Here is a 19,931-nt window from a genome sequence, read left to right as displayed (position 1 = left end):
CCGCTCCCGACCGACGCGCGCTCCCGCTTCGCTCACAGCAGCTCCTCGGTCCCGGCCCGGCGGACGTAGGCCAGCACCATCACCACGATCAGGACCATCAGGATCACCGACAGGGCGGCGGCCGCGGGGTAGTCGTTGGCGTCGGTGAACAGGCTCTGGATGACGCCGCCGATCATCCGCTGGTTGGGGCTCCCCAGCAGCTCGGCGTTGATGTAGTCGCCCACGGACGGGATGAACGTCAGCAGGGTGCCCGCGACCACGCCCGGCAGGGACAGCGGCCACGTCACCTTGAAGAAGCCGACCACCGGGTGGGCGTAGAGGTCGCTGGAGGCCTCGATGAGGCGGTGGTCGATCTTGTCGAGGCTGGCGTAGAGCGGCAGCACCATGAACGGCAGGAAGTTGTAGGCCAGTCCCGCCACCACCGCCACGGGGGTCGCCAGCAGCCGGCCGTCGTCACCCAGCACCTGCAGGGTCTGGAGCACGTCCACGACGACGCCGTCGTCGGCCAGGATCAGCTTCCACGACAGCGTCCGCACCAGGAAGCTGGTGAAGAACGGCGCGATGACCAGCACCAGCATCAGGTTCTTCCACCGGCCGGCCTTGAAGGCGATGGCGTACGCCAGCACGTAGCCCAGCACCAGGCACACGGCCGTCGCGGCCGCGCCGTACATCAGGGAGCGCACCAGCGGTCGCCAGTAGTCGGTGACCGCGTCCAGGTAGTTGCCGAACCGGTAGGTCATCTCGTAGCCGCGGAAGTCCGAGCCGGCCGGGTCGTAGAGGCTGGTCGCGACGAGGGAGTAGAACGGGACGACGAAGAACAGCAGCAGCCACAGGAGGCCGGGGAGCAGCAGCAGGTAGCCGGTCCTGCCGCTCCTCACGACGCGTCCACCCGTTGCGCGCCGGCCGAGGCGTCCTGGTCGTGGTCGAGGAGGAAGGCGTACTCGGGCCGCCACGACAGCTCCACCTGCTCGCCGGTGCGGAAGAGCCGGTTGCGGCCGGTGTTCTGGGCGAACACCTGGAGCTCCTGGCCCCACGGCATGCGCACGAGGTACTGGGTGCTGACGCCCACGAAGCTGACGTCGGTGACCACCCCGCCCGGGATGGTGTTGCCGGGAGCGTCCAGCTCCTCGCCGGGCTCCCCCACCAGCACCTTCTCGGGACGGATGCCGATCCAGCCCTTCGCCCCGTCGGCGTGCGAGCGGACGGCCGGGACCGAGACCGCGACACCGTGCATGTCGACGCTCACGAGGTCGGCGGAGCGGCCGATGACCGTGCCCTCGATGAGGTTCGACTGACCCAGGAAGTTCGCCACGAACGTGCTTTGCGGGTTCTCGTACAGCGCCGAGGGGGCACCGAGCTGCTCGATCCCACCGGCGTTCATCACCGCGACGGTGTCGGCCATGGTCATGGCCTCCTCCTGGTCGTGGGTGACGTGGATGAAGGTGAGCCCCACCTCGGTCTGGATGCGCTTGACCTCGATCTGCATCGACCGGCGCAGCTTGAGGTCGAGCGCACCCAGCGGCTCGTCGAGGAGCAGCACCTCCGGCTCGTTGATCAGGGCCCGCGCCAGCGCCACCCGCTGCTGCTGTCCGCCGGAGAGCTGGGCGGGCAGCCTGCCGCGGTGCGTGGTGAGCTCGACGAGCTCGAGCATCTCCTCGACCTTGGTCCTGACCTCCCGCACCCTGCGCCGGCGCAGCCCGAACGCGACGTTCTCGAAGATCGTCAGGTGCGGGAAGAGCGCGTAGCTCTGGAAGACGGTGTTGACCGGCCGCTGGTGGGGCTTGGTGCGGGTGATGTCCTGGCCGGCCAGCTCGATGCTGCCCGACGTGGGCGCCTCGAGACCCGCGACCATCCGCAGGGTCGTCGTCTTGCCGCAGCCCGAGGGACCGAGCAGGGCGAAGAACGAGCCGCGCGGCACGTCGAGGTCGAGCCGGTCGACGGCGGTGAACCCGCCGAAGGACTTCGTCAGCCCCCGCAGGCGCAGCCCGTCGTACGCCGCCCCTTCGGTCGCCGCGGACTCCTGCTCAGCCACCGATGACATCGGACCAGTCCCTCTCGTAGGCGATCGTCTGCCGGTCGTCGAGCGGCATGAGGTCGAAGGTGTCGGCCAGCGACTCCGCGTCGGGGAAGATCAGCTTGTTGTCGACCAGGCTGGGATCGATCTTCTCCATCGCCTCGCGGGCGCCCTCGACGGGACAGATGTAGTTGACCCAGGCGGCTAGCCTCGCCGCCACCTCCGGGTCGTAGTAGTAGTCGATCCAGGCCTCGGCGTTCGCCTGGTGCGTCGCGCCGTTGGGCACGATCATGTTGTCGCTCCACAGCGACAGCCCCTCCTCCGGCGTGACGAACTTGATGTCGGGGTTCTCGAACTGGAGCTGGATGATGTCTCCCGACCAGGCCTCGCAGGCCACGATGTTGCCGGCCGCGAGGTCCTGGGTGTAGTCGTTGCCGGTGAAGGCGCGGACCTGGCCGTCGCTGACGACCTTGCGCAGCTCCTCGATCGCGTCGTCCCACTGGTCCTGGGTGAAGTCCCGGGGATCGGCGCCGACGACGCGCAGCATGAACCCCATCGTGTCGCGCATCTCGGTCAGCAGGGTGATCTTGCCCTTGAGGTCGCTCCGGGTGAGCAGCTCGGAGAAGCTCCGCACCTCACCGGTCTTGGCGGCGTTGTAGGCGAGGCCGGTCAGGCCGGTCTGCCAAGGGGCGTGGAACTCCAGGTCGGGGTCCCACTGGCGGTTGCGCAGCGGCTCGATGAGGTTGGCGTGCAGGTTGGGCACCTTCGCCCTGTCGAACGGCTGGGTCCAGCCGAGCCCGATCATGCGGGCGGCCATCCAGTCGGTGAGCATGACGAGGTCGCGGTCGATCGGCTGGCACGAGCCCAGCTGGTTGCGCACCTTGGCGTAGAACTCGGCGTTGTCGTTGACGTCGTCGGTGTAGTCGACGGTGATGCCGGTCTGCTGCTGGAAGACCTGGAAGGTCGAGGTCTCCTTGCGCTTGGGGTCGATGTAGCCCGGCCAGTTGGAGATGACCAGCCGGCGCTCCTGCTCGGAGACGTCGCCCGCCCGGCAGGCGGCGGGGTCCTGCTGGGCCCCCGACACCTCGAAGAACGGCAGCTTGAGCGCGGCGACGCTCAGGCCGGCGAACGCCGCGGTGCCCGCCCCCCGCAACACGGTGCGGCGGCTGAGACCGGCTCTCGTGGACGCCATGCGCCACCCTTCGTCGTACGGCGAGTCCTCCGGATCGTGCCACGCGACCACCGGTTCGACAAGGGATCCCGTCGACATCCGTCGGTGGGACGACGGATTCTGTGGCCGACGACGTGTTCAGTCATAGATCACGTCCGTGTACGTTTCGTCCATGCACGCGACGTCTCGCCCCGGCGGTCACCTCGACGACCTCTCCAAGGCGATCATCGAGCAGCTCCAGCAGGACGGCCGCCGCTCCTACGCCGCCATCGGCAAGGCGGTCGGCCTGTCCGAGGCGGCCGTACGACAGCGGGTGCAGCGGCTCACCGACACCGGCGTCATGCAGGTGGTGGCGGTGACCGACCCCCTCGAGCTGGGCTTCGCCCGCCAGGCCATGATCGGCGTGCGCATCCGCGGGCCGCTCGAGGGCGTCGCCGACCAGATCTCGGCGTTCGACGAGGTCGACTACGTGGTCATCACCGCCGGCACCTTCGACCTGCTGGTGGAGGCGGTCTGCGAGAGCGACGAGCACCTGCTCCGGCTGGTGTCCACGCAGATCCGCTCGATCGAGGGCGTCGAGGGCACCGAGACGTTCATGTACCTCAAGCTGAAGAAGCAGACCTACTCGTGGGGCGTGCGCTGAGCCTCGGCCCACCTCTCACAGCAGTCCGTTGGCCACGGTCCGCGCCGGCTTGGACCGGTCGCGCAGCCAGGCCTGGAAGAACCCGCCCAGGTCCTGGCCGCTGAGCTGCGCCGCGAGCGCCTCGAACTCCTCGGAGCTGCCGTTGCCCCCCGCCTTCTGGTCGAGCCAGGTGCGCAGCACGGCCCAGAAGGCCTCCTCGCCGATGCGGTTGCGCAGCGCCTGCAGGGTCATCCCACCGCGGACGTAGACCGCCCCGGAGAAGATGTCGTCCTTGCCCGGGTCGAAGACCGGGCTCCTCCACAGCGAGGAGTCCGCCGCGGCGTACTGCTCCTGGAGCCACTCCGCCCCGGACCGGTCGCCGTGCGTCTCGGCGTACCGCACCTCCATGAAGGTCGCCGCGCCCTCGTTGAGCCAGATGTCCTCCCACTGGTCGACGGCGACGTCGTCGCCGAACCACTGGTGGGCGAGCTCGTGCACGAGCAGGCTCGTGGAGCCCTGGTTGAGCGGTGGGTACGTCGGCCGCGTCTGGTTCTCGAGCGCGAAGCCGGGATCCAGGGAGGTCACCAGGCCGCCGGTGACCGAGAAGGGGTAGGCGCCGAGGTCGGCCTCCAGCGCCCTGACGATCCCGGGGCTGCGACGCAGCTGGCGCATCGAGCTGCGCAGCGCCCGCTTGGGCAACGCCTTGGACGCAGCCACCAGCCAGGGCAGGCCCCGGTGGGTGCCGCGGTCGATGCGGAAGTCGCCGGCGGCGAAGAAGGCCAGGTAGGTGGTCATCGGCTCGTCGGCGCGCCAGTGCCAGGTGGTGGTGGCCTTGCGCGAGACCTTCTCGACGAGGCGGCCGTTGGCGATGACCTCCTTGCCGCGCGGCACGGTGACGCGGATGTCCATGAGCGCCTTGTCGCGCGGGTGGTCGTTGGAGGGGAACCACCACGGCGCCATGTGCGGCTCGTTCATGGTGACGGCCTCCCGCCGGTCGGCCAGCCAGTTGCCCTCGCCCTCGTAGCGGTGCCTGGCCGGGCGGCCGGCGTAGGAGACCACCACGGTGACGGTGTCGCCGGTGGTGAGCGGCGAGGCCGGGGTGATGCGCAGCTCGTGCTTGCCGGGCCGGGCGTGCTTGGCGCGCACCCCGTCGACGGTGACCTTGCGGACGCCGAGGAGGAAGTCGAGGTTGAAGGAGGAGAGGTCCTGCGTGGTCCGCAGGGTGATGCGGGTGTTGCCGCGCAGCCTCTTCGACGCCAGGGCGTAGCGGTCGCGCACGTCGTAGCGCTGGACGTCGATGCCCCCGTTGCCGTCCTGCGGGAAGTACGGGTCGCCGATGCCGCTCGAGCCGGGCGTGGGCACGCGCTCCACGGAGCTCGCGCCGGCACCCCCGGCCAGGGAGACGGCCAGGACGACGGCGAGCGGGCTGACGAGACGACGCAACGTGGGGGTCACCCCGCGAACCTACCGCGCGCACCGCCGTGACGACCCTCCCGCTAATTGCGTTGCGGGCCCGGCCGGAGGCCCCCACACTCGGATGACACACCGGGTGCACGTACGTGCCCGTCGACCGAGAGGAGCAGTGACATGACCACCACTGTCCTTGGCCTGTCCGCAGACCAGACCCTCTCGACCTCACGGAGCACACCCCGCGATGACACGCACCCCGATCGACCCGGCCTCCGAGCCGGCTGACCAGCTCGACCCCACCTTCGTCTTCGACTTCACCGCCTACGACGACCTCGACGACTCGACGCAGCGCTGGTCCACCTGGCTCAGCGTGGAGCCCCTGAGTCGTGGCCCGGAGCCACGCCCCGGCTGGGTGGTGACCTCCCAGGGCGCCGTCGACACCGACCTGGGCATCCTCAAGACCGGCAAGGAGGCCGACGTCTTCCTCCTCGAGCGGGCCGACCCGCTCGACCCCGGTGGAGGCGTCGTCATGGCCGCCAAGCGCTACCGCGACAGCGACCACCGCAGCTTCCACCGCGCCGCGTCCTACACCGAGGGACGCTCGATGAAGCGCTCACGCGACGAGCGCGCCCTCAAGCGCAAGTCGACCTGGGGCCGCCAGGTCGCCGCCGGCGAGTGGGCGGTCTCGGAGTGGGACGCCCTCAAGCGGCTGTGGGAGATCGGCGTGCCGGTCCCCTACCCTGTGCAGATCGACGGCACGGAGATCCTGATGGAGTGGATCACCCACGACGGCGAGACGGCACCCCGGCTGGCCCAGACCCGGCCGGAGCCGGGGCTGCTGGCTTCCTACTTCGACCAGCTCCGCGGCGCGCTCGCCACGATGGCGCAGGCGGGGCTGGTGCACGGGGACCTCTCGCCGTACAACACGCTCGCGGCGGGTGAGCGCCTGGTGGTGATCGACCTGCCCCAGATCGTCGACCTCGTCGGCAACCCACAGGGCATGGACTTCCTCATGCGCGACTGCACGAACATGTGCACGTGGTTCCGGGCGCGTGGTCTCGACGTCGACGAGCAGGAGCTGTTCGGCGAGCTGATGGCGCACGCGTTCTGATGGGGGCGGTCCGCTAGGTTCGGGCGGATGAGGCACCAGCGCGGACGCGTCGTCGATGTGGAGACCACCGGGGAGCTCGTACGCCGGGTGGCCGCCGGCACGACGTCGCTGTCGGGCTGGCGGCTGCGGGGCCTCGACCTCACCGCGCAGTCGGCGACGCTGGCCCGCTGCCACGCCGGCGAGGCGCTGTTCCTCGGCTGCCGGTTCGCACCGGGCGACGAGGCGCGGGTGCGCGAGCAGGGTGCACTGGTCTTCCCGGACCTGCCCGACTCCCCCGTCGACGAGTACCGCACCGGGCTCTACACCGCCCGGGAGCTCTTCGACGCCCCGGTCTACCGCGACACCCTCGACGGGCGTGCGTACGCCTGGTCCAAGGGCCGGCGGAACCGTGACTCGGCCCTCGCGAAGGCGCTGCACGACCACGCCGTCGACGCCGCGCTCGCCACGTGGGTCGAGGGCCGCGACCTGGTCGGGGTCATGGGCGGGCACGCGCTCCAGAGGGGCTCGGTCGAGTACGCCGCGGCGGCCCGCCTCGGCCACGCGCTCGGGGCGAGCCGCACGGTCGCCACCGGCGGCGGCCCGGGTGCGATGGAGGCCGCCAACCTGGGGGCCTGCCTGTCGGCCCTCCCGGCCGAGGCGCTCACCGACGCCCTCGGGCGGCTCGCGGCCGTACCGTCGTTCGTGCCCTCGGTGGACGCCTGGGTCTCCTCCGCCTTCGAGGTGGTGGACGCCCTGCCCGAGCCGACGGAGTCGCTGGGCGTGCCCACCTGGCACTACGGGCACGAGCCGCCCAACGTCTTCGCCGGCGCGATCGCGAAGTACTTCGGCAACCCGCTGCGCGAGGCCGTGCTCCTCCAGGTCTGCAACCGCGGCATCGTCTTCCTGACCGGGGCGGCCGGCACCGTGCAGGAGGTCTTCCAGGACGCCTGCGAGAACTACTACGCCGAGGAGTCGGCCCTCGCCCCGATGGTGCTGGTGGGCCGCACCTACTGGACCGAGACGCTGCCGGCCTGGCCGCTGCTCCGCTCGCTGGCGCGCGGCAGGCCGATGGAGGCGCACGTCCACCTGGTCGACACGCTCGAGGAGGCCGCCCTCGTGGTCAGCGGCGGTCCGCCACCGGCAGCACGTAGCAGCGCTCCTGGCCGTACGCCGTGAAGCCGACGCGGCGCAGGATGGGCCCGGACGTCTCCACGCGGCCCTTCACCAGCGCCATCCGCGCCCCGAGCGATACCGCGTGCCGCAGCCGCGCGTCGAGCACCGCCCGGTAGACCCCCCGGCCGCGCGCGTCGGGGACGACGCCGCCACCCCACAGCCGGACCACGTCACCGGCCATCGAGAGCCCGCCGCCGCCGGCGGCGTGAGCGCCGAGGTAGCCGACGGCGCAGGCGCCGCGCCGGTCGCGGTGGTCGGCCGCGGCCTCCTCCGCCAGCTCCAGGACCCGCTCGTCGTCGGGCACGGCACCCTCCTCGAACGCCTCGATCCCGACCTGGATGACGTCGCGGGTCGTCGCCTCGTCGAGCTGCCAGCGGACCTCCACGTCCGCGGGCACGGCCAGGTCGGGGACGCCGCCCGCCAGGTCGAGGGCGAACACGTCGACCGTGTCGTCGTGGACGCCGCCGCGGCTGCGGAGCGCAGCCTCGAGGCCCGCCGGGGCGTCCGGCTTCACCCAGACGAGCAGCTCCGCGCTCCCCCACTCCCGCGCCCGGTCGACCGCGGCCTCCAGGGTCGCGGCCACGGGTGCGTCCGCAGCGACGCGCACCACCGTCGGGGCGACCCGGTAGTGGTCGGGCCACCGGACGAGCACCAGCCGATCGTCGCGCACGACCGTGGCGTCGCTCGGCCACCACAGCCACGCGGCGCCGGCGGCCGCGACCCGCTCGGGGGTCACGCCTCGGTGGCGGCCAGCTGCCCGCAGGCCCCGTCGATCTCGCGGCCGCGGGTGTCGCGGACGGTGGTCGGGATGCCCTTGGCCTCCAGGCGGCGCACGAACTCGCGCTCGTCCTTGGGGTCGCTGGCGGTCCACTTCGAGCCGGGGGTGGGGTTGAGCGGGATGAGGTTGACGTGCACCCAGCCCCAGTCGCCGTAGGAGTTCAGGACGTCGCCGAGGAGGTCGGCGCGGTGCGCCTGGTCGTTGATCCCGCGCATCATGGCGTACTCGATGGAGACGCGGCGCTTGGTCGTGCGCGCGTAGTTCCACGCCGCCTCGACGGTCTCGGCGACCGACCAGCGGGTGTTGATGGGCACCAGCTCGTTGCGCAGCTCGTCGTCGGGGGCGTGCAGGCTCAGCGCCAGCGTGACGGGGACGCCCTCCTCGGCGAGCTGGTTGATCCGCGGGACGAGGCCCACGGTCGACACGGTGACGCCCCGGGCGCTCATGCCCAGCCCGGCGGGCGCGGGGTCGGTGAGCCGGCGCACGGCGCCGATCACGGCCTGGTAGTTGGCCAGCGGCTCACCCATGCCCATGAACACGACGTTGGAGACGCGCCCCGGACCGCCGGGGACCTCGTCGCGGGCCAGCGACCGCGCCGCGGCCACGACCTGCTCGACGATCTCCGCGGTCGACATGTTGCGCTGGAGCCCGCCCTGGCCGGTGGCGCAGAACGGGCAGGCCATGCCGCACCCGGCCTGGCTGGAGACGCAGACGGTGGCGCGGTCGGGGTAGCGCATCAGCACCGACTCGACCAGCGCGCCGTCGAACAGCCTCCACAGCGTCTTGCGCGTCGTGCCCTTGTCGGCCTCCAGCGTGCGCAGCGGCGTCATCAGCGACGGCAGCAGTGCGGACACGAGCTCCTCACGCTGCGCCGCCGGCAGGTCGGTCATCTGCGCCGGGTCGTCGGCCAGCCGTGCGAAGTAGTGGGTCGAGAGCTGCTTGGCGCGGAAGCCGGGCAGGCCCGCGTCGGCCAGCAGCTGCTTGCGGCCCGCCTCGTCGAGGTCGGCGAGGTGGCGCGGCGGCTTCTTGCGGCCACGCGGCTCGTCGAAGACGAGGCGGAGCGGGGTCGTGCCCTCGGGCGGCGTGGGAGTCTCGGACATCAGGCCCCCATTCTCCCACCGGCGGGGTGACCACGGCGAATGCGCGACCACCCCGTCGGTCCTGGGTGAGCGGCCTCACGTCAGGACACCTCAGGTCAGGGGCACCACGTCGGCCGCACCGAGCCGCGCGGCGTCGGCCGTCGCGTCGTCGGGCTGCTCCTGGCTCTCCCGCTCCGCGGCGACGCGGGCCCGGTAGTGCTGGATCTCCAGCGCCACCTGCCCCTCGCTCCACCCGAGCACGCCGCCGACCAGGCCGGCGACCTCCTCCACCACGCCCAGGCCGCGGTCGAAGGTCTCGATGGAGATGTGGGTACGCCGGGTGAGGACGTCCTCGAGGTGGCGCGCGCCCTCGTGGCTGGCGGCGTAGACGGCCTCCACGCGCAGGTAGTCCGGCGCCCCCTCGAGCGGCCTGCCCAGTGACGGGTCGTCGGCCACGAGGTCGAGCAGCTCGTGCACCAGGGAGCCGTAGCGGCGCAGCAGGTGCTCGATCCACACCTCGTGCAGCCCCGCGTCGCGAGCCAGCACGTGCCGGGCGTTCCACAGCGCCTGGTAGCCCTCGGCGCCCAGCAGCGGGACCTCCTCGGTGACCGACGGCGGGACGGCCCGGTCGTCGTGGGCCCCGAGGCCGAACACCGCCTCGTCGACGGCGTCCTTGGCCATGATCCGGTAGGTCGTGTACTTGCCGCCCGCGACCACGACCAGCCCCGGCGCCGGGTGGCTGACCGCGTGCTCGCGCGACAGCTTCGACGTGGCGTCCGACTCCCCCTCCAGCAGGGGCCGCAGGCCGGCGTACACGCCCTCGACGTCCTCCCGCGTCAACGGCACCTCGAGCACCAGGTTGACCTGCTCGAGCAGGTAGTCGATGTCGGCCTCGCTGGCCGCCGGGTGCGCCCGGTCGAGGCTCCAGTCGGTGTCGGTGGTGCCGATGATCCAGTGGCGTCCCCACGGGATCACGAAGAGCACCGACTTCTCCGTGCGCAGGATCAGCCCGGTGTCGGAGCGGATCCGGTCCTTGGGCACCACGAGGTGGATGCCCTTGCTGGCCCGCACGTGGAACTGCCCGCGCTGGCCGGCCAGCGACTGGGTCTCGTCGGTCCACACGCCGGTGGCGTTGACGACCTGGCGGGCCCGCACGGTCACGGTCGTGTCGTTCTCCAGGTCGCGCACCCGGGCGCCGGTGACCCGCTCGCCCTCCCGGACCAGCTCGACCACCCGGGCCCGCGACGCCACGTGGGCGCCGTACGCCGCGGCGGTGCGGGCCAGGAACATCGTGTGGCGGGCGTCGTCGACCTGCGCGTCGTAGTACTGCAGGGCGCCGACGAGGGCGTCCTTGCGCAGCGACGGCGCGAGCCTGCGGGCGCCCCGCCGCGTGAGGTGGCGGTGCAGCGGCACACCGGCGCGGCCGGAGACCCGGGACATCGCGTCGTACAGCGCGACGCCGGAGCCGGCGTAGAGCCGCTCCCAGCCCCGGTGCTGCAGGGGGTAGAGGAACGACACCGGGTGCACCAGGTGCGGAGCGAGCCGCTGGAGCATCAGGCCGCGCTCCTTCAGCGCCTCGGCGACCAGCCCGAAGTCGAGCATCTCGAGGTAGCGCAGGCCGCCGTGCATCAGCTTGCTGGAGCGGCTCGACGTGCCGGAGGCGAAGTCGCGGGCCTCCACGAGCCCCACGCGCAGGCCTCGGGTGGCCGCATCGAGCGCCGAGCCGGCGCCGACCACGCCGCCACCGATCACCAGGACGTCGAGCTCCTCCTCCGCGAGGTGCCGCAGCGCCTCCTCGCGCGAGGAGGGTGACAGGGGGACGGCTCTCATGGGTTGACCTCTCGTCGGGGGGCGCGGTCGGGGGGCGTCACTCGACGTCCACCCAGTCCAGCGTGCGCTGCACTGCCTTCCTCCACTGTGCATGACCGGTGGAGCGCTGCTCGTCGTCCCACTGCGGCGACCAGCGCTTCGCCTCGTTCCAGTTCTTCCGCAGCTCCTCGGTGTCGCTCCAGAAGCCGACGGCGAGGCCGGCGGCGTACGCCGCGCCCAGGGCCGTCGTCTCGGCGACCACCGGGCGGCTCACCTCGACGCCGAGGACGTCGGCCTGGATCTGCATGCACAGCTCGTTGGCGGTGACTCCGCCGTCGACCTTGAGCACCTCCAGCTTCACCCCGGAGTCCTGCTCCATCGCGTCCGCGACGTCGCGGCTCTGGTAGCAGATCGACTCCAGCGTCGCGCGGGCCACGTGCGCGTTGGTGTTGTAGCGCGACAGCCCGACGATGGCGCCGCGGGCGTCGGAGCGCCAGTACGGTGCGAAGAGGCCCGAGAACGCCGGCACGAAGTACACCCCGCCGTTGTCGTCGACCTGCCGCGCCAGCGACTCGCTCTGGGCGGCGCCGGAGATGATGCCGAGCTGGTCGCGCAGCCACTGCACGGCCGAGCCCGTCACCGCGATCGAGCCCTCGAGGGCGTAGACCGGCGCGTCGTCGCCGAACCGGTAGCAGACCGTGGTGAGCAGCCCGTGCTCGGAGCGGACCAGCTCGGTCCCGGTGTTGAGCAGCATGAAGTTGCCGGTGCCGTAGGTGTTCTTCGCCTCGCCGGGCGCGAAGCACACCTGTCCGACGGTGGCGGCCTGCTGGTCGCCGAGGATGCCGGTCAGCGGCACCTCGCCGCGGAACGGGCCGTCCTTGCGGGTGGTGCCGTAGCCCTCCGGACAGCTCGAGGACTTGATCTCCGGCAGCATGCCGCGCGGGATGTCGAAGAGCGCGATCAGCTCGTCGTCCCAGTCGCAGGTCTCGAGGTCCATCAGCATGGTGCGGCTGGCGTTGGTGACGTCGGTGACGTGGACGCCGCCGTCGGTGCCGCCGGTGAGGTTCCAGATCAGCCAGGAGTCGGTGTTGCCGAAGATGGCGTCGCCCGCCTCGGCCGCCTCGCGCACGCCGTCGACGTTCTCGAGGATCCACTGGATCTTGCCGCCCGAGAAGTACGTCGCCGGCGGCAGGCCGGCGCGCTGGCGGATGAGGTCGCCGTGGCCATCCCGCTCGAGGCGGGAGGCGATCCGGTCGGTGCGGGTGTCCTGCCACACGATGGCGTTGTAGCAGGGGCGACCGGTCCGGCGGTTCCAGACCACGGTGGTCTCGCGCTGGTTGGTGATGCCGACCGCGGCGAGGTCCTCGTGGGTGAGCCCGGCCCGGCGCAGGGCCGTCTGGATGACCGAGCTGGTGCGCTCCACGATCTCCACGGGGTCGTGCTCGACCCAGCCGGCCTGCGGCATGACCTGCTCGTGCTCGAGCTGGTGGCGCGCGACCTCCTCGCCGGCGTGGTCGAAGATCATGAATCGGGTGCTGGTGGTGCCCTGGTCGACGGCTCCGACGTACTTGGCCATGGTGTGCTCCTTCGTGCTGGGTGGTGCCGGGTGTGGTGCCTGCGGTGCTCCCTACGCCGACCTCATCGGCGCGATCGACCCCGACCACACCATCGCCACCCGGGCATCTTCTCCACGTTGCGGGGCAACGACGCAGCCGACGTCAGCATCCCCACGGCCTTCCTCGACCAGGTGGTCGGCACCGCGATCCTCGTCGTCGTGATCCTCGCCCTCACCTCGGTGTGAGACAACCCGCCGCTGGCCACCCTCGGCCCGGTCGTCGTGGGTCTGCGGGTGATGAGGCCCGCCGACATCGCGAGCCTGGGCATCGCCAACCAGCGGGAGACGACGGTCGTGTCCTTGGTCTCGGAGTGGGTGGCGCTCGGAGCGGCGCACGCCGCGGGGCTGGCCGTGGGCTAGTCGGACCGACCTGGAGGGACTGCGGCTCAGCCGTCCAGGCGGACCATGAAGTAGAGCACCAGCGAGGCCACGCCGACCACCACCAGCGCCGTCACCGCCATGCCGATGGCCATGTAGATCCCGAACCGCCGGGTCTTGCGCTTGGCCAGCAGCGCGATGGGCACCACCAGGCCGATCGCGACGAGCGGGAAGAACCTCTCGGCGGTCTCGTAGGAGAACAGCAGCCGCAGCACGCCGGCGAACCCGGCGGGGACCGCGATCACGAACAGCATGCCGGCGAAGAACCCCGCCAGCGCCGAGAACGTGGGGTGGCTGTGGTGCCACCAGCCGAGGCGCGAGTGGCGCTCGGCCGTGGCCCCGACGTGGTGGTCGGGGGCTCGGTCCGACTGCTCGGTGGTCATGGCCCGATCCTAGGTCGCGAAGGGCCCGTCCAGCCGGAGCACGTACGGCATGGCGAGCGAGGCCCGCACATCCCACCCCGGGCGTGCCGACCGGTCGGGGTCGGCGGACCGGTCGGCCAGGGGTCGGCCGTGGCGCACCAGGTGCAGGGCCACCGCGTCAGCCGTCGAAGACCAGGTAGTGCAGCAGGAGCCAGATGGGGGCGACGGTCGCGAGCAGGGAGTCGAGCCGGTCCATCAGGCCGCCGTGGCCGGGGACGACCTGGCTCATGTCCTTGATGCCGAGGTCGCGCTTCATGACCGACTCGCACAGGTCGCCGAGGGTCGCCATCACCGCGGCGATGAGGCCCAGGGCGACGCCGACCCACCAGTCGCCCTCGAGGAGGTAGACCACCAGCGCCACGCCGGCAGCAACGGTGAAGACGACCGACCCGGCGAATCCCTCCCACGACTTCTTCGGCGAGATGCCCGGCGCCATCGGGTGCCGACCGAACAGCACGCCCGCGACGTACCCCCCGATGTCGGAGGCGATCGTGACCAGGATGAAGGTGACGATGCCCTTGACCCCCTCGTCGAACCCGTCGAAGCCCGTGGCCCCGCCCTCGGCCAGCAGCAGCGCCACGAACGAGCCCAGGAACGGGACGTAGACGATGGTGAACACCGACGCCGTCGCCGTCTCGACGTAGCCGTCGATGCCACGCCGCAGCAGCCAGAGCATCACCACCAGGGCGGTGACCGCGGTGGCCGTCACCAGCGCCGGGGCACCCCAGAAGTAGGCCACCACGACCATGACCACACCGCCGACCATCAGCGGCTGCTCGGGCAGGTCGATCCGCTTGGCCAGCAGCCCCTGCCGCAGCTCCCAGATCGCCACCACCACGGCGAGCGCCACGATCACCATGAACGCCGTCTTCCAGACCGCCAGCGACAATGCGATGGCGGCGAGCAGCACGACGGCCGACGCGACCGCGGCGGGAAGGTTGCGCCCGGCGCGGCCGTGGTCCTTGATGGGAGGCCCGGCGGTCGCGTTCGAAGGCGGGATCTCGCTCATGTCGGCACGTCGAGGTCAGACCTCGAGCAGCTCGGCTTCCTTGTTCTTGAGGAGGTCGTCGATCTGGTCGGTGTAGGTCTTGGTGGTGCCGTCGAGGCGCTTCTCGGCCCCGGTGACGTCGTCCTTGCCGACCTCGCCGTCCTTCTCGAGCCTCTCGAGGTTCTGCTTGGCGGTGCGGCGGATGTTGCGCACCGAGACGCGACCGTCCTCGGCCTTGCCCTTGGCGACCTTGATGTAGTCCTTGCGGCGCTCCTCGGTCAGCTCCGGGAAGGCGCAGCGCAGCACCTTGCCGTCGTTGGCGGGGTTGACGCCGAGGTCGGAGTCGCGGATGGCGCGCTCGATGTTGCCCATCGCGCCGGCGTCGTAGGGCTGGATCAGGATGACCCGGGCGTCCTGGGAGGTGAACGACGCGAGCTGCTGGAGCGGCGTCGGCGAGCCGTAGTAGTCGACGACGATCTTGCTGAACATGCTCGGGTTGGCACGTCCGGCACGGATGGCCGAGAACTCCTCGCGGGTCGCCTCGACCGACTTCTTCATCTTGTCCTCGGCCTCGGTGAGGATCTCGTTGATCACAGCAGACTCCTGACGTGTGTGCGGGGGCAGCGGGCGTACGGCGACCGGCCGGTCGAGCCTAGTGGAGGACGCTCAGCCCTCGGTGCTGACGAGCGTGCCCATCTTCTCACCCTGGGTGACGCGCAGGATGGTGCCCTCGTCGTCGGCGCCGAAGACGATGAGCGGCAGGTCGTTCTCCATGCACAGGGCGAACGCGGTGGCGTCGGCGATCTGGATGTTCTGCCGCAGGGCCTCCTGGAAGCTGAGGGTGTCGTACTTCGTCGCCGTGGGGTCCTTCTTGGGGTCGGCGCTGTAGACGCCGTCGACACCCTGCTTGGCCATCAGCACGACCTCGCACCTGGTCTCCAGCGCCCGCTGGGCGGCGACCGTGTCGGTCGAGAAGAACGGCATGCCGGCACCGGCGCCGAAGATGACGACCCGGCCCTTCTCGAGGTGGCGCATGGCGCGGCGCGGGATGTAGGGCTCGGCGACCTGGCCCATCGCGATCGCGGTCTGGACCCGGGTCTCGATGCCCTCCTTCTCCAGGAAGTCCTGGAGGGCCAGGCAGTTCATCACCGTGCCGAGCATGCCCATGTAGTCGGCGCGGGAGCGGTCCATCCCGCGCTGCTGCATCTCAGCGCCCCGGAAGAAGTTGCCACCGCCCACCACGATCGCGACGCCGACGCCGGACCGCACCACCGCCGCGATCTCCTTGGCGATCGTGGACACGACGTCGGGGTCGACGCCGATCCTGCCGCCGCCGAAGACCTCACCGGAGAGCTTGAGCAGGACGCGCGAGTAGGCGGGCACGGGTTTCCCTTCGGTGGTGGGTCAGGCGTGGGCGACGTGCGAGGAGGCCGGCTCGATGATCCCTGTGCGAGTCATCGAACCGGCCTCCTCGTGCTACGTGGGAGGAACCCTATCGCCGCTCAGGCACCGACCTCGAACCGGGCGAACCGGGTGATGGTGGTGCCGGCCTCGTCGAGGACCGCCTTGACGGTCTTCTTGCTCTCGGTGACCGACGGCTGCTCCAGCAGGACGACGTCCTTGAAGAAGCCGTTGAGGCGCCCCTCGGTGATCTTGGCGATCGCCTGCTCGGGCTTGCCCTCCTCGCGCGAGGTGGCCTCGGCGATCTGACGCTCCTTGGCCACGACGTCGGCCGGGACCTCGTCACGGGTGAGGAACTGCGGACGCATGGCGGCGACCTGCATGGCCGCGCCGCGGGCGGCGTCGGCGTCGCCGGAGTACTCCACGAGCACCCCGACGGCGGGCGGCAGGTCGGCCGCACGCTTGTGCATGTAGGCGACGACGTCACCCTCGAAGTGGACGTACTGGCCGAGCTCGATCTTCTCACCGATGGAGATGGCCAGGCTCTCGACGACCTCGCCGACGGTCCGGCCGTCCAGCGGGACGCGCTTGAGCGCCTCGAGGTCGGCGGGCCTCGCCTCCGAGGCGGCGTCCGCGATCTTCTGCGCGGTGGCGACGAAGTCCTCGCCCTTGGCGACGAAGTCGGTCTCGCACTTGAGCTCGACGAGCACCCCGGTGGCGTGGGCGACCAGGCCCGCGGAGGCCTCGCGCTCGGCGCCGCGCTTGGCGGCCTTGGCGGCCCCCTTGACGCGGAGCAGCTCGACGGACTTCTCGAAGTCGCCGTCGGTCTCCTCGAGCGCCTTCTTGCAGTCCATCATCCCGGCGCCGGTGAGCTCGCGGAGCCTCTTGACGTCCTGAGCGGAGAAGTTGGCCATGATCCCTCTTCCTTTGCAGTTCGGTGGGGGTACGGCGCGGCACCCGGCCGCGCCCGAGAGGTCGTCCGGTCGGCACGGCCCGCCGGGCGGGCCGTGCCCGGAGTGTCAGGCGTCGGTGTCGGCGACGGCGGTGTCGGCGACAGCGGTGTCGACCGACTGCGCCTCGACGACGGCGGCGTCGAGGTCGGCGGTCACCTCGTCGGGCGTGGCGTCGGGCGTGCCGGCCAGGGGCGCGGGCGTCTCGGCGGTCGGGCCATCGGCCACGTCGGCAGCCGCCCCACCCTCGGTGGAGGCGCCGGTGCCCTCGGCAGCCGGGGTGTCCTCGGTCGCGACGTCGCCGCCGGTGGCGGCCACGGCGGCCTTGTCGGCGTCACCGGCGAGGAGCTCGCGCTCCCACTCGGCCAGCGGCTCCTCCGCGGTCGCGGCGGCGTCGCCGGTCTTGGCACCGGAGCGGGCGATCAGGCCCTCGGCCACGGCGTCGGCGACCACGCGGGTCAGCAGCCCGACCGCGCGGATGGCGTCGTCGTTGCCCGGGATGGGGAAGTCGACGACGTCGGGGTCGCAGTTGGAGTCGAGGATGCCGATGATCGGGATGCGCAGCTTGCGCGCCTCCTCGACGGCCAGGTGCTCCTTGTTGGTGTCGACGATCCACACCGCGGACGGCGTACGGGTCATCTCGCGGATGCCACCGAGGGTCTTGTCGAGCTTGTCGCGCTCCCGCTTCATCTGCAGGAGCTCCTTCTTCGTGCGACCGGAGCCCGCCACGTTGTCGAAGTCGACCTCGTCGAGCTCCTTGAGGCGGTTGATCCGCTGGTGCACGGTCTGGAAGTTGGTGAGCATGCCGCCGAGCCAACGCTGGTTGACGAAGGGCATGCCGACGCGCATCGCCTGCTCGGCGATGGCCTCCTGGGCCTGCTTCTTGGTGCCGACGAACATCACGACGCCGCCCTTGGCGACGGTCTCCTTGACGAAGGCGTAGCTGCGGTCGATGTAGGCCAGCGACTGCTGCAGGTCGATGATGTAGATGCCGTTGCGCTCGGTCATGATGAAGCGCTTCATCTTGGGGTTCCAGCGACGGGTCTGGTGCCCGAAGTGGACGCCGCTCTCGAGAAGCTGGCGCATGGTGACGACTGCCATGGGTGTGTCTCCTGTGTGAGGAGCCCGGCCCCGTGGTGCCCGCCCTTGCGACAGGACGGACCGGGAGCGTGCTCCGGTCGGCTCGGTTCGTGCCTCCGGCGGGTGCCGGCGGCCCTGACGCCCACGCGCGACCCGATCCGCCCCAGCTGGAGCGGAACCGAGGATCGGCGCCCACGGGTGGTCGGGGCCCAGGAAGGCGGCCCCGTCGCGGTCTGCGAGCGTGCGAAGTCAGCCCCGGAGGGCTGCTGCTTGGATCCTAGGCGAACGCGAGCGGCGGAACCAATCGGCGCAGGGGCCGCTCGGTGTCCACAGGAGCCCGGTGCCGGTGGTCGTCCACAAGCCCATGGAGGAGTCCGGCGCCCGCACCGGAGCCTTGACGAGGCTACCGCCATGGTCATCCGCGTCCTGGCACTCCTCCTCGTCGTCCCGCTGCTGCTCGCCCGGGCCGGTCCGGCGTCAGCCGCGACCGATCCCGCCGGGGTGTGGCCGCTCCGGCCCGAGCCCGCGGTCGAGTCGGGGTTCGACCCGCCCGAGGACCCCTGGGGCGCCGGTCACCGAGGCGTCGACCTCGCGGGTCGGCCGGGGCAGGCGGTGCGCGCCGCCATGGCGGGCCGGGTCGCCTTCGCCGGGCACCTGGCGGGCCGAGGCGTGGTGGTCGTCGACCACGGCGACACCCGCACCACCTACGAGCCCGTGTCCGCGACCGTCGAGGTGGGCGCCGAGGTCGCCGCCGGCGCCGACATCGGCCGGCTCACCGTCGCGTTCTCGCACTGCTTCCCCCGCGCGTGCCTGCACTGGGGCTGGAAGCGGGGAGACCTCTACCTCGACCCGCTCACGCTCGTCGGCGACACCGGTCCGGTCCGCCTCCTCCCCCTGTGGCGCGACGAGCCCGTGCCGGTCCCCTCGCGACCCGCACGTCCGGCCCTCCCCCTCGAGGGCTGGTGGCGGCTTTCGACGCAGTGGTGACCGGCTCCCCCTCGCGGAGGTGCCGGTCACCGTGCTGGTCGTGCGGCAGCTGGTTCAGTGGACGCGCGGCAGCCCCTCGGTGGGCCCGACCTCGGGCACGGCGCCCTTCGCGGCGACGGTGGCGGCGCCCCCGGGCTGCATGGCCCAGGTGCCGCCGAAGAAGCCGTAGGCCCCTCCCACCGTGGTGGAGTACAACCAGGCCCCGGTCGGCGTCGCGGTGCTCGCGTCGAACGCCAGGTTCGTCACGTAGCGGGTGGCGCCGACGTTGAGCGCCTGCGACTCGAACACGCACAGGTGACCGGGGTCGGCGCTGGGGGCCGCGGCCGTGCCGGAGCAGCCGGGCGGCACTGCGGCACCCACCTGGATGTAGTGGGCGGTGGGCGCCGCCGCCAGCGTGACGCCGTAGGACAGGTCGCCGAACACGTAGGCCCCCGCCACCGTGGAGGGCGATCCCACGAGGTAGGTGCCCCGGTAGGTCCTCTGCCTCGCCTGGTACCTGGCGTCGGCGTCGGTCTTCGAGTAGTACCTCGCGTCGGACTCCGGCTTGGTGTACGAGCCACCCTTGCCGGCGTATTTCGTGTCGGACTGGGTCTTGGTGTAGTAGCGCTGGTCGGCCTTGTCCTGGAGCTTCTTCTTCCAGATCTTGCCCCAGCCCTGTGCTGCGCGGTCCTGCACGGCCGCGCCCGCGGGCGTGACCGCCACGGCACCGGTCATCATGACCGCGGAGGCCGCGACCAGGCCCAGTGCCTTGCGAGATGGTGTGTGCTTCATCGGACTTCCCCTTGCTCCCTGGCGGCCGGACGACCGCCCCACGAGCACTGTCGCTCCGCCGGGCCCCTCGCCACATCGGCGGAGCTGCCTACCCGTTGCGTAGGTGTCGCTACGTAGTCGGGCCCGCGACTCAGGAGCGTGGGTGCGCCTGCCGGTACGCCGAACGCAGGCGCTCGGTGCTCACGTGCGTGGA

At 71.5% G+C, this 19,931-nt stretch carries 20 protein-coding genes; 5 read left to right on the top strand and 15 right to left on the bottom strand.

Annotated elements, in window-relative coordinates; genetic code table 11:
* Positions 1 to 32: 32 nt before the first annotated feature.
* From QZX64_RS10835 to QZX64_RS10825, 3 genes are read right to left on the bottom strand one after another with little or no spacing between them, the layout of a single operon-like run.
* The gene (locus QZX64_RS10835; RefSeq protein WP_295659476.1) at positions 33 to 878 is read right to left on the bottom strand and encodes an ABC transporter permease; all 846 of its coding nucleotides are present in this window, start codon (positions 876 to 878) and stop codon (positions 33 to 35) included.
* Positions 875 to 2,032 (bottom strand): ABC transporter ATP-binding protein, encoded by a 1,158-nt coding sequence (locus tag QZX64_RS10830; RefSeq protein WP_295659473.1) that lies wholly within the window; start codon positions 2,030 to 2,032, stop codon positions 875 to 877. The genes QZX64_RS10835 and QZX64_RS10830 overlap by 4 nt, the downstream gene beginning before the upstream one ends.
* A complete protein-coding gene (locus tag QZX64_RS10825; RefSeq protein ID WP_295659471.1) occupies positions 2,025 to 3,206 on the bottom strand; it encodes a PotD/PotF family extracellular solute-binding protein in 1,182 nt (393 codons plus the stop codon). The genes QZX64_RS10830 and QZX64_RS10825 overlap by 8 nt, the downstream gene beginning before the upstream one ends.
* 151 nt (positions 3,207 to 3,357) lie before the next feature.
* Here QZX64_RS10825 and QZX64_RS10820 point away from each other — a divergent pair, with 151 nt between their 5' ends.
* Entirely contained in the window at positions 3,358 to 3,828 is a 471-nt protein-coding gene (locus QZX64_RS10820; protein ID WP_295659469.1) for an Lrp/AsnC family transcriptional regulator, read from the top strand.
* Positions 3,829 to 3,843: 15 nt separating this feature from the next.
* On the opposite strand, the gene QZX64_RS10815 is transcribed toward QZX64_RS10820, so the two are convergent.
* Positions 3,844 to 5,262, bottom strand: coding sequence for a M1 family metallopeptidase (locus QZX64_RS10815; RefSeq protein WP_295659467.1), 1,419 nt, complete (start codon positions 5,260 to 5,262; stop codon positions 3,844 to 3,846).
* Positions 5,263 to 5,461: 199 nt separating this feature from the next.
* Here QZX64_RS10815 and QZX64_RS10810 point away from each other — a divergent pair, with 199 nt between their 5' ends.
* Both QZX64_RS10810 and QZX64_RS10805 read left to right on the top strand, forming a co-directional pair.
* Positions 5,462 to 6,328: a serine protein kinase RIO gene (locus QZX64_RS10810; RefSeq protein ID WP_295659464.1), complete on the top strand. Its 867-nt coding sequence runs from the start codon at positions 5,462 to 5,464 to the stop codon at positions 6,326 to 6,328.
* A 27-nt stretch (positions 6,329 to 6,355) separates the two neighbouring features.
* Positions 6,356 to 7,483: an LOG family protein gene (locus tag QZX64_RS10805; protein ID WP_295659463.1), complete on the top strand. Its 1,128-nt coding sequence runs from the start codon at positions 6,356 to 6,358 to the stop codon at positions 7,481 to 7,483.
* On the opposite strand, the gene QZX64_RS10800 is transcribed toward QZX64_RS10805, so the two are convergent.
* The 4 genes from QZX64_RS10800 to glpK form a co-directional block, all read right to left on the bottom strand.
* The gene (locus QZX64_RS10800) at positions 7,428 to 8,216 is read right to left on the bottom strand and encodes a hypothetical protein (protein ID WP_295659461.1); all 789 of its coding nucleotides are present in this window, start codon (positions 8,214 to 8,216) and stop codon (positions 7,428 to 7,430) included. The genes QZX64_RS10805 and QZX64_RS10800 overlap by 56 nt on opposite strands.
* Positions 8,213 to 9,358, bottom strand: coding sequence for a 23S rRNA (adenine(2503)-C(2))-methyltransferase RlmN (gene rlmN / locus QZX64_RS10795; RefSeq protein WP_295659459.1), 1,146 nt, complete (start codon positions 9,356 to 9,358; stop codon positions 8,213 to 8,215). The genes QZX64_RS10800 and rlmN overlap by 4 nt, the downstream gene beginning before the upstream one ends.
* Positions 9,359 to 9,448: 90 nt before the next feature.
* Positions 9,449 to 11,167, bottom strand: a complete 1,719-nt coding sequence (locus tag QZX64_RS10790) for a glycerol-3-phosphate dehydrogenase/oxidase (RefSeq protein ID WP_295659456.1) — start codon at positions 11,165 to 11,167, stop codon at positions 9,449 to 9,451.
* A gap of 37 nt (positions 11,168 to 11,204) precedes the next feature.
* Positions 11,205 to 12,722, bottom strand: a complete 1,518-nt coding sequence (glpK, locus tag QZX64_RS10785; protein WP_295659454.1) for a glycerol kinase GlpK — start codon at positions 12,720 to 12,722, stop codon at positions 11,205 to 11,207.
* 276 nt (positions 12,723 to 12,998) lie between these two features.
* On the opposite strand from glpK, the gene QZX64_RS10780 reads away from it, so the two are divergent.
* Complete coding sequence (locus tag QZX64_RS10780) at positions 12,999 to 13,121, top strand: hypothetical protein (RefSeq protein ID WP_295659452.1); 123 nt, start codon at positions 12,999 to 13,001, stop codon at positions 13,119 to 13,121.
* Positions 13,122 to 13,147: 26 nt separating this feature from the next.
* On the opposite strand, the gene QZX64_RS10775 is transcribed toward QZX64_RS10780, so the two are convergent.
* The 6 genes from QZX64_RS10775 to rpsB form a co-directional block, all read right to left on the bottom strand.
* A complete protein-coding gene (locus tag QZX64_RS10775) occupies positions 13,148 to 13,522 on the bottom strand; it encodes a hypothetical protein (RefSeq protein WP_295659450.1) in 375 nt (124 codons plus the stop codon).
* 157 nt (positions 13,523 to 13,679) lie between these two features.
* On the bottom strand, positions 13,680 to 14,570 hold the full coding sequence (locus QZX64_RS10770) for a phosphatidate cytidylyltransferase (RefSeq protein WP_295659448.1): 891 nt from the start codon (positions 14,568 to 14,570) through the stop codon (positions 13,680 to 13,682).
* A 15-nt stretch (positions 14,571 to 14,585) separates the two neighbouring features.
* On the bottom strand, positions 14,586 to 15,140 hold the full coding sequence (frr, locus tag QZX64_RS10765) for a ribosome recycling factor (protein ID WP_295659495.1): 555 nt from the start codon (positions 15,138 to 15,140) through the stop codon (positions 14,586 to 14,588).
* A gap of 75 nt (positions 15,141 to 15,215) precedes the next feature.
* A complete protein-coding gene (pyrH, locus tag QZX64_RS10760) occupies positions 15,216 to 15,932 on the bottom strand; it encodes a UMP kinase (protein ID WP_295659445.1) in 717 nt (238 codons plus the stop codon).
* A gap of 119 nt (positions 15,933 to 16,051) precedes the next feature.
* On the bottom strand, positions 16,052 to 16,864 hold the full coding sequence (tsf, locus tag QZX64_RS10755) for a translation elongation factor Ts (RefSeq protein WP_295659443.1): 813 nt from the start codon (positions 16,862 to 16,864) through the stop codon (positions 16,052 to 16,054).
* 105 nt (positions 16,865 to 16,969) lie between these two features.
* Positions 16,970 to 18,001, bottom strand: a complete 1,032-nt coding sequence (rpsB, locus tag QZX64_RS10750; RefSeq protein WP_295659441.1) for a 30S ribosomal protein S2 — start codon at positions 17,999 to 18,001, stop codon at positions 16,970 to 16,972.
* Positions 18,002 to 18,391: 390 nt separating this feature from the next.
* Between rpsB and QZX64_RS10745 the strand changes: the two genes are divergently transcribed.
* Positions 18,392 to 18,967, top strand: coding sequence for a M23 family metallopeptidase (locus QZX64_RS10745; RefSeq protein ID WP_295659438.1), 576 nt, complete (start codon positions 18,392 to 18,394; stop codon positions 18,965 to 18,967).
* Between the two features lie 54 nt (positions 18,968 to 19,021).
* On the opposite strand, the gene QZX64_RS10740 is transcribed toward QZX64_RS10745, so the two are convergent.
* Positions 19,022 to 19,738 (bottom strand): hypothetical protein, encoded by a 717-nt coding sequence (locus tag QZX64_RS10740; protein ID WP_295659436.1) that lies wholly within the window; start codon positions 19,736 to 19,738, stop codon positions 19,022 to 19,024.
* Between the last annotated feature and the right edge of the window lie 193 nt (positions 19,739 to 19,931).

Origin of the sequence: uncultured Nocardioides sp., assembly GCF_902805925.1 — a bacterium.
Taxonomy (GTDB): Bacteria; Actinomycetota; Actinomycetes; order Propionibacteriales; family Nocardioidaceae; genus Nocardioides.
The sequence above is the reverse complement of the archived record's forward strand: the minus strand, read 5'-3'. Positions and strand labels throughout refer to the sequence as shown.

Excerpts from the sequence above, each read along its gene's own strand:
- QZX64_RS10825 (WP_295659471.1), bottom strand. The coding sequence starts at position 3,206 with ATGGCGTCCACGAGAGCCGGTCTCAGCCGCCGCACCGTGTTGCGGGGG.
- QZX64_RS10820 (WP_295659469.1), top strand. The coding sequence starts at position 3,358 with ATGCACGCGACGTCTCGCCCCGGCGGTCACCTCGACGACCTCTCCAAG.
- QZX64_RS10810 (WP_295659464.1), top strand. The coding sequence starts at position 5,462 with ATGACACGCACCCCGATCGACCCGGCCTCCGAGCCGGCTGACCAGCTC.
- QZX64_RS10805 (WP_295659463.1), top strand. The coding sequence starts at position 6,356 with ATGAGGCACCAGCGCGGACGCGTCGTCGATGTGGAGACCACCGGGGAG.
- rlmN (WP_295659459.1), bottom strand. The coding sequence starts at position 9,358 with ATGTCCGAGACTCCCACGCCGCCCGAGGGCACGACCCCGCTCCGCCTC.
- QZX64_RS10790 (WP_295659456.1), bottom strand. The coding sequence starts at position 11,167 with ATGAGAGCCGTCCCCCTGTCACCCTCCTCGCGCGAGGAGGCGCTGCGG.
- glpK (WP_295659454.1), bottom strand. The coding sequence starts at position 12,722 with ATGGCCAAGTACGTCGGAGCCGTCGACCAGGGCACCACCAGCACCCGA.
- QZX64_RS10780 (WP_295659452.1), top strand. The coding sequence starts at position 12,999 with ATGAGGCCCGCCGACATCGCGAGCCTGGGCATCGCCAACCAGCGGGAG.
- QZX64_RS10775 (WP_295659450.1), bottom strand. The coding sequence starts at position 13,522 with ATGACCACCGAGCAGTCGGACCGAGCCCCCGACCACCACGTCGGGGCC.
- QZX64_RS10770 (WP_295659448.1), bottom strand. The coding sequence starts at position 14,570 with ATGAGCGAGATCCCGCCTTCGAACGCGACCGCCGGGCCTCCCATCAAG.
- tsf (WP_295659443.1), bottom strand. The coding sequence starts at position 16,864 with ATGGCCAACTTCTCCGCTCAGGACGTCAAGAGGCTCCGCGAGCTCACC.
- rpsB (WP_295659441.1), bottom strand. The coding sequence starts at position 18,001 with ATGGCAGTCGTCACCATGCGCCAGCTTCTCGAGAGCGGCGTCCACTTC.
- QZX64_RS10745 (WP_295659438.1), top strand. The coding sequence starts at position 18,392 with ATGGTCATCCGCGTCCTGGCACTCCTCCTCGTCGTCCCGCTGCTGCTC.
- QZX64_RS10740 (WP_295659436.1), bottom strand. The coding sequence starts at position 19,738 with ATGAAGCACACACCATCTCGCAAGGCACTGGGCCTGGTCGCGGCCTCC.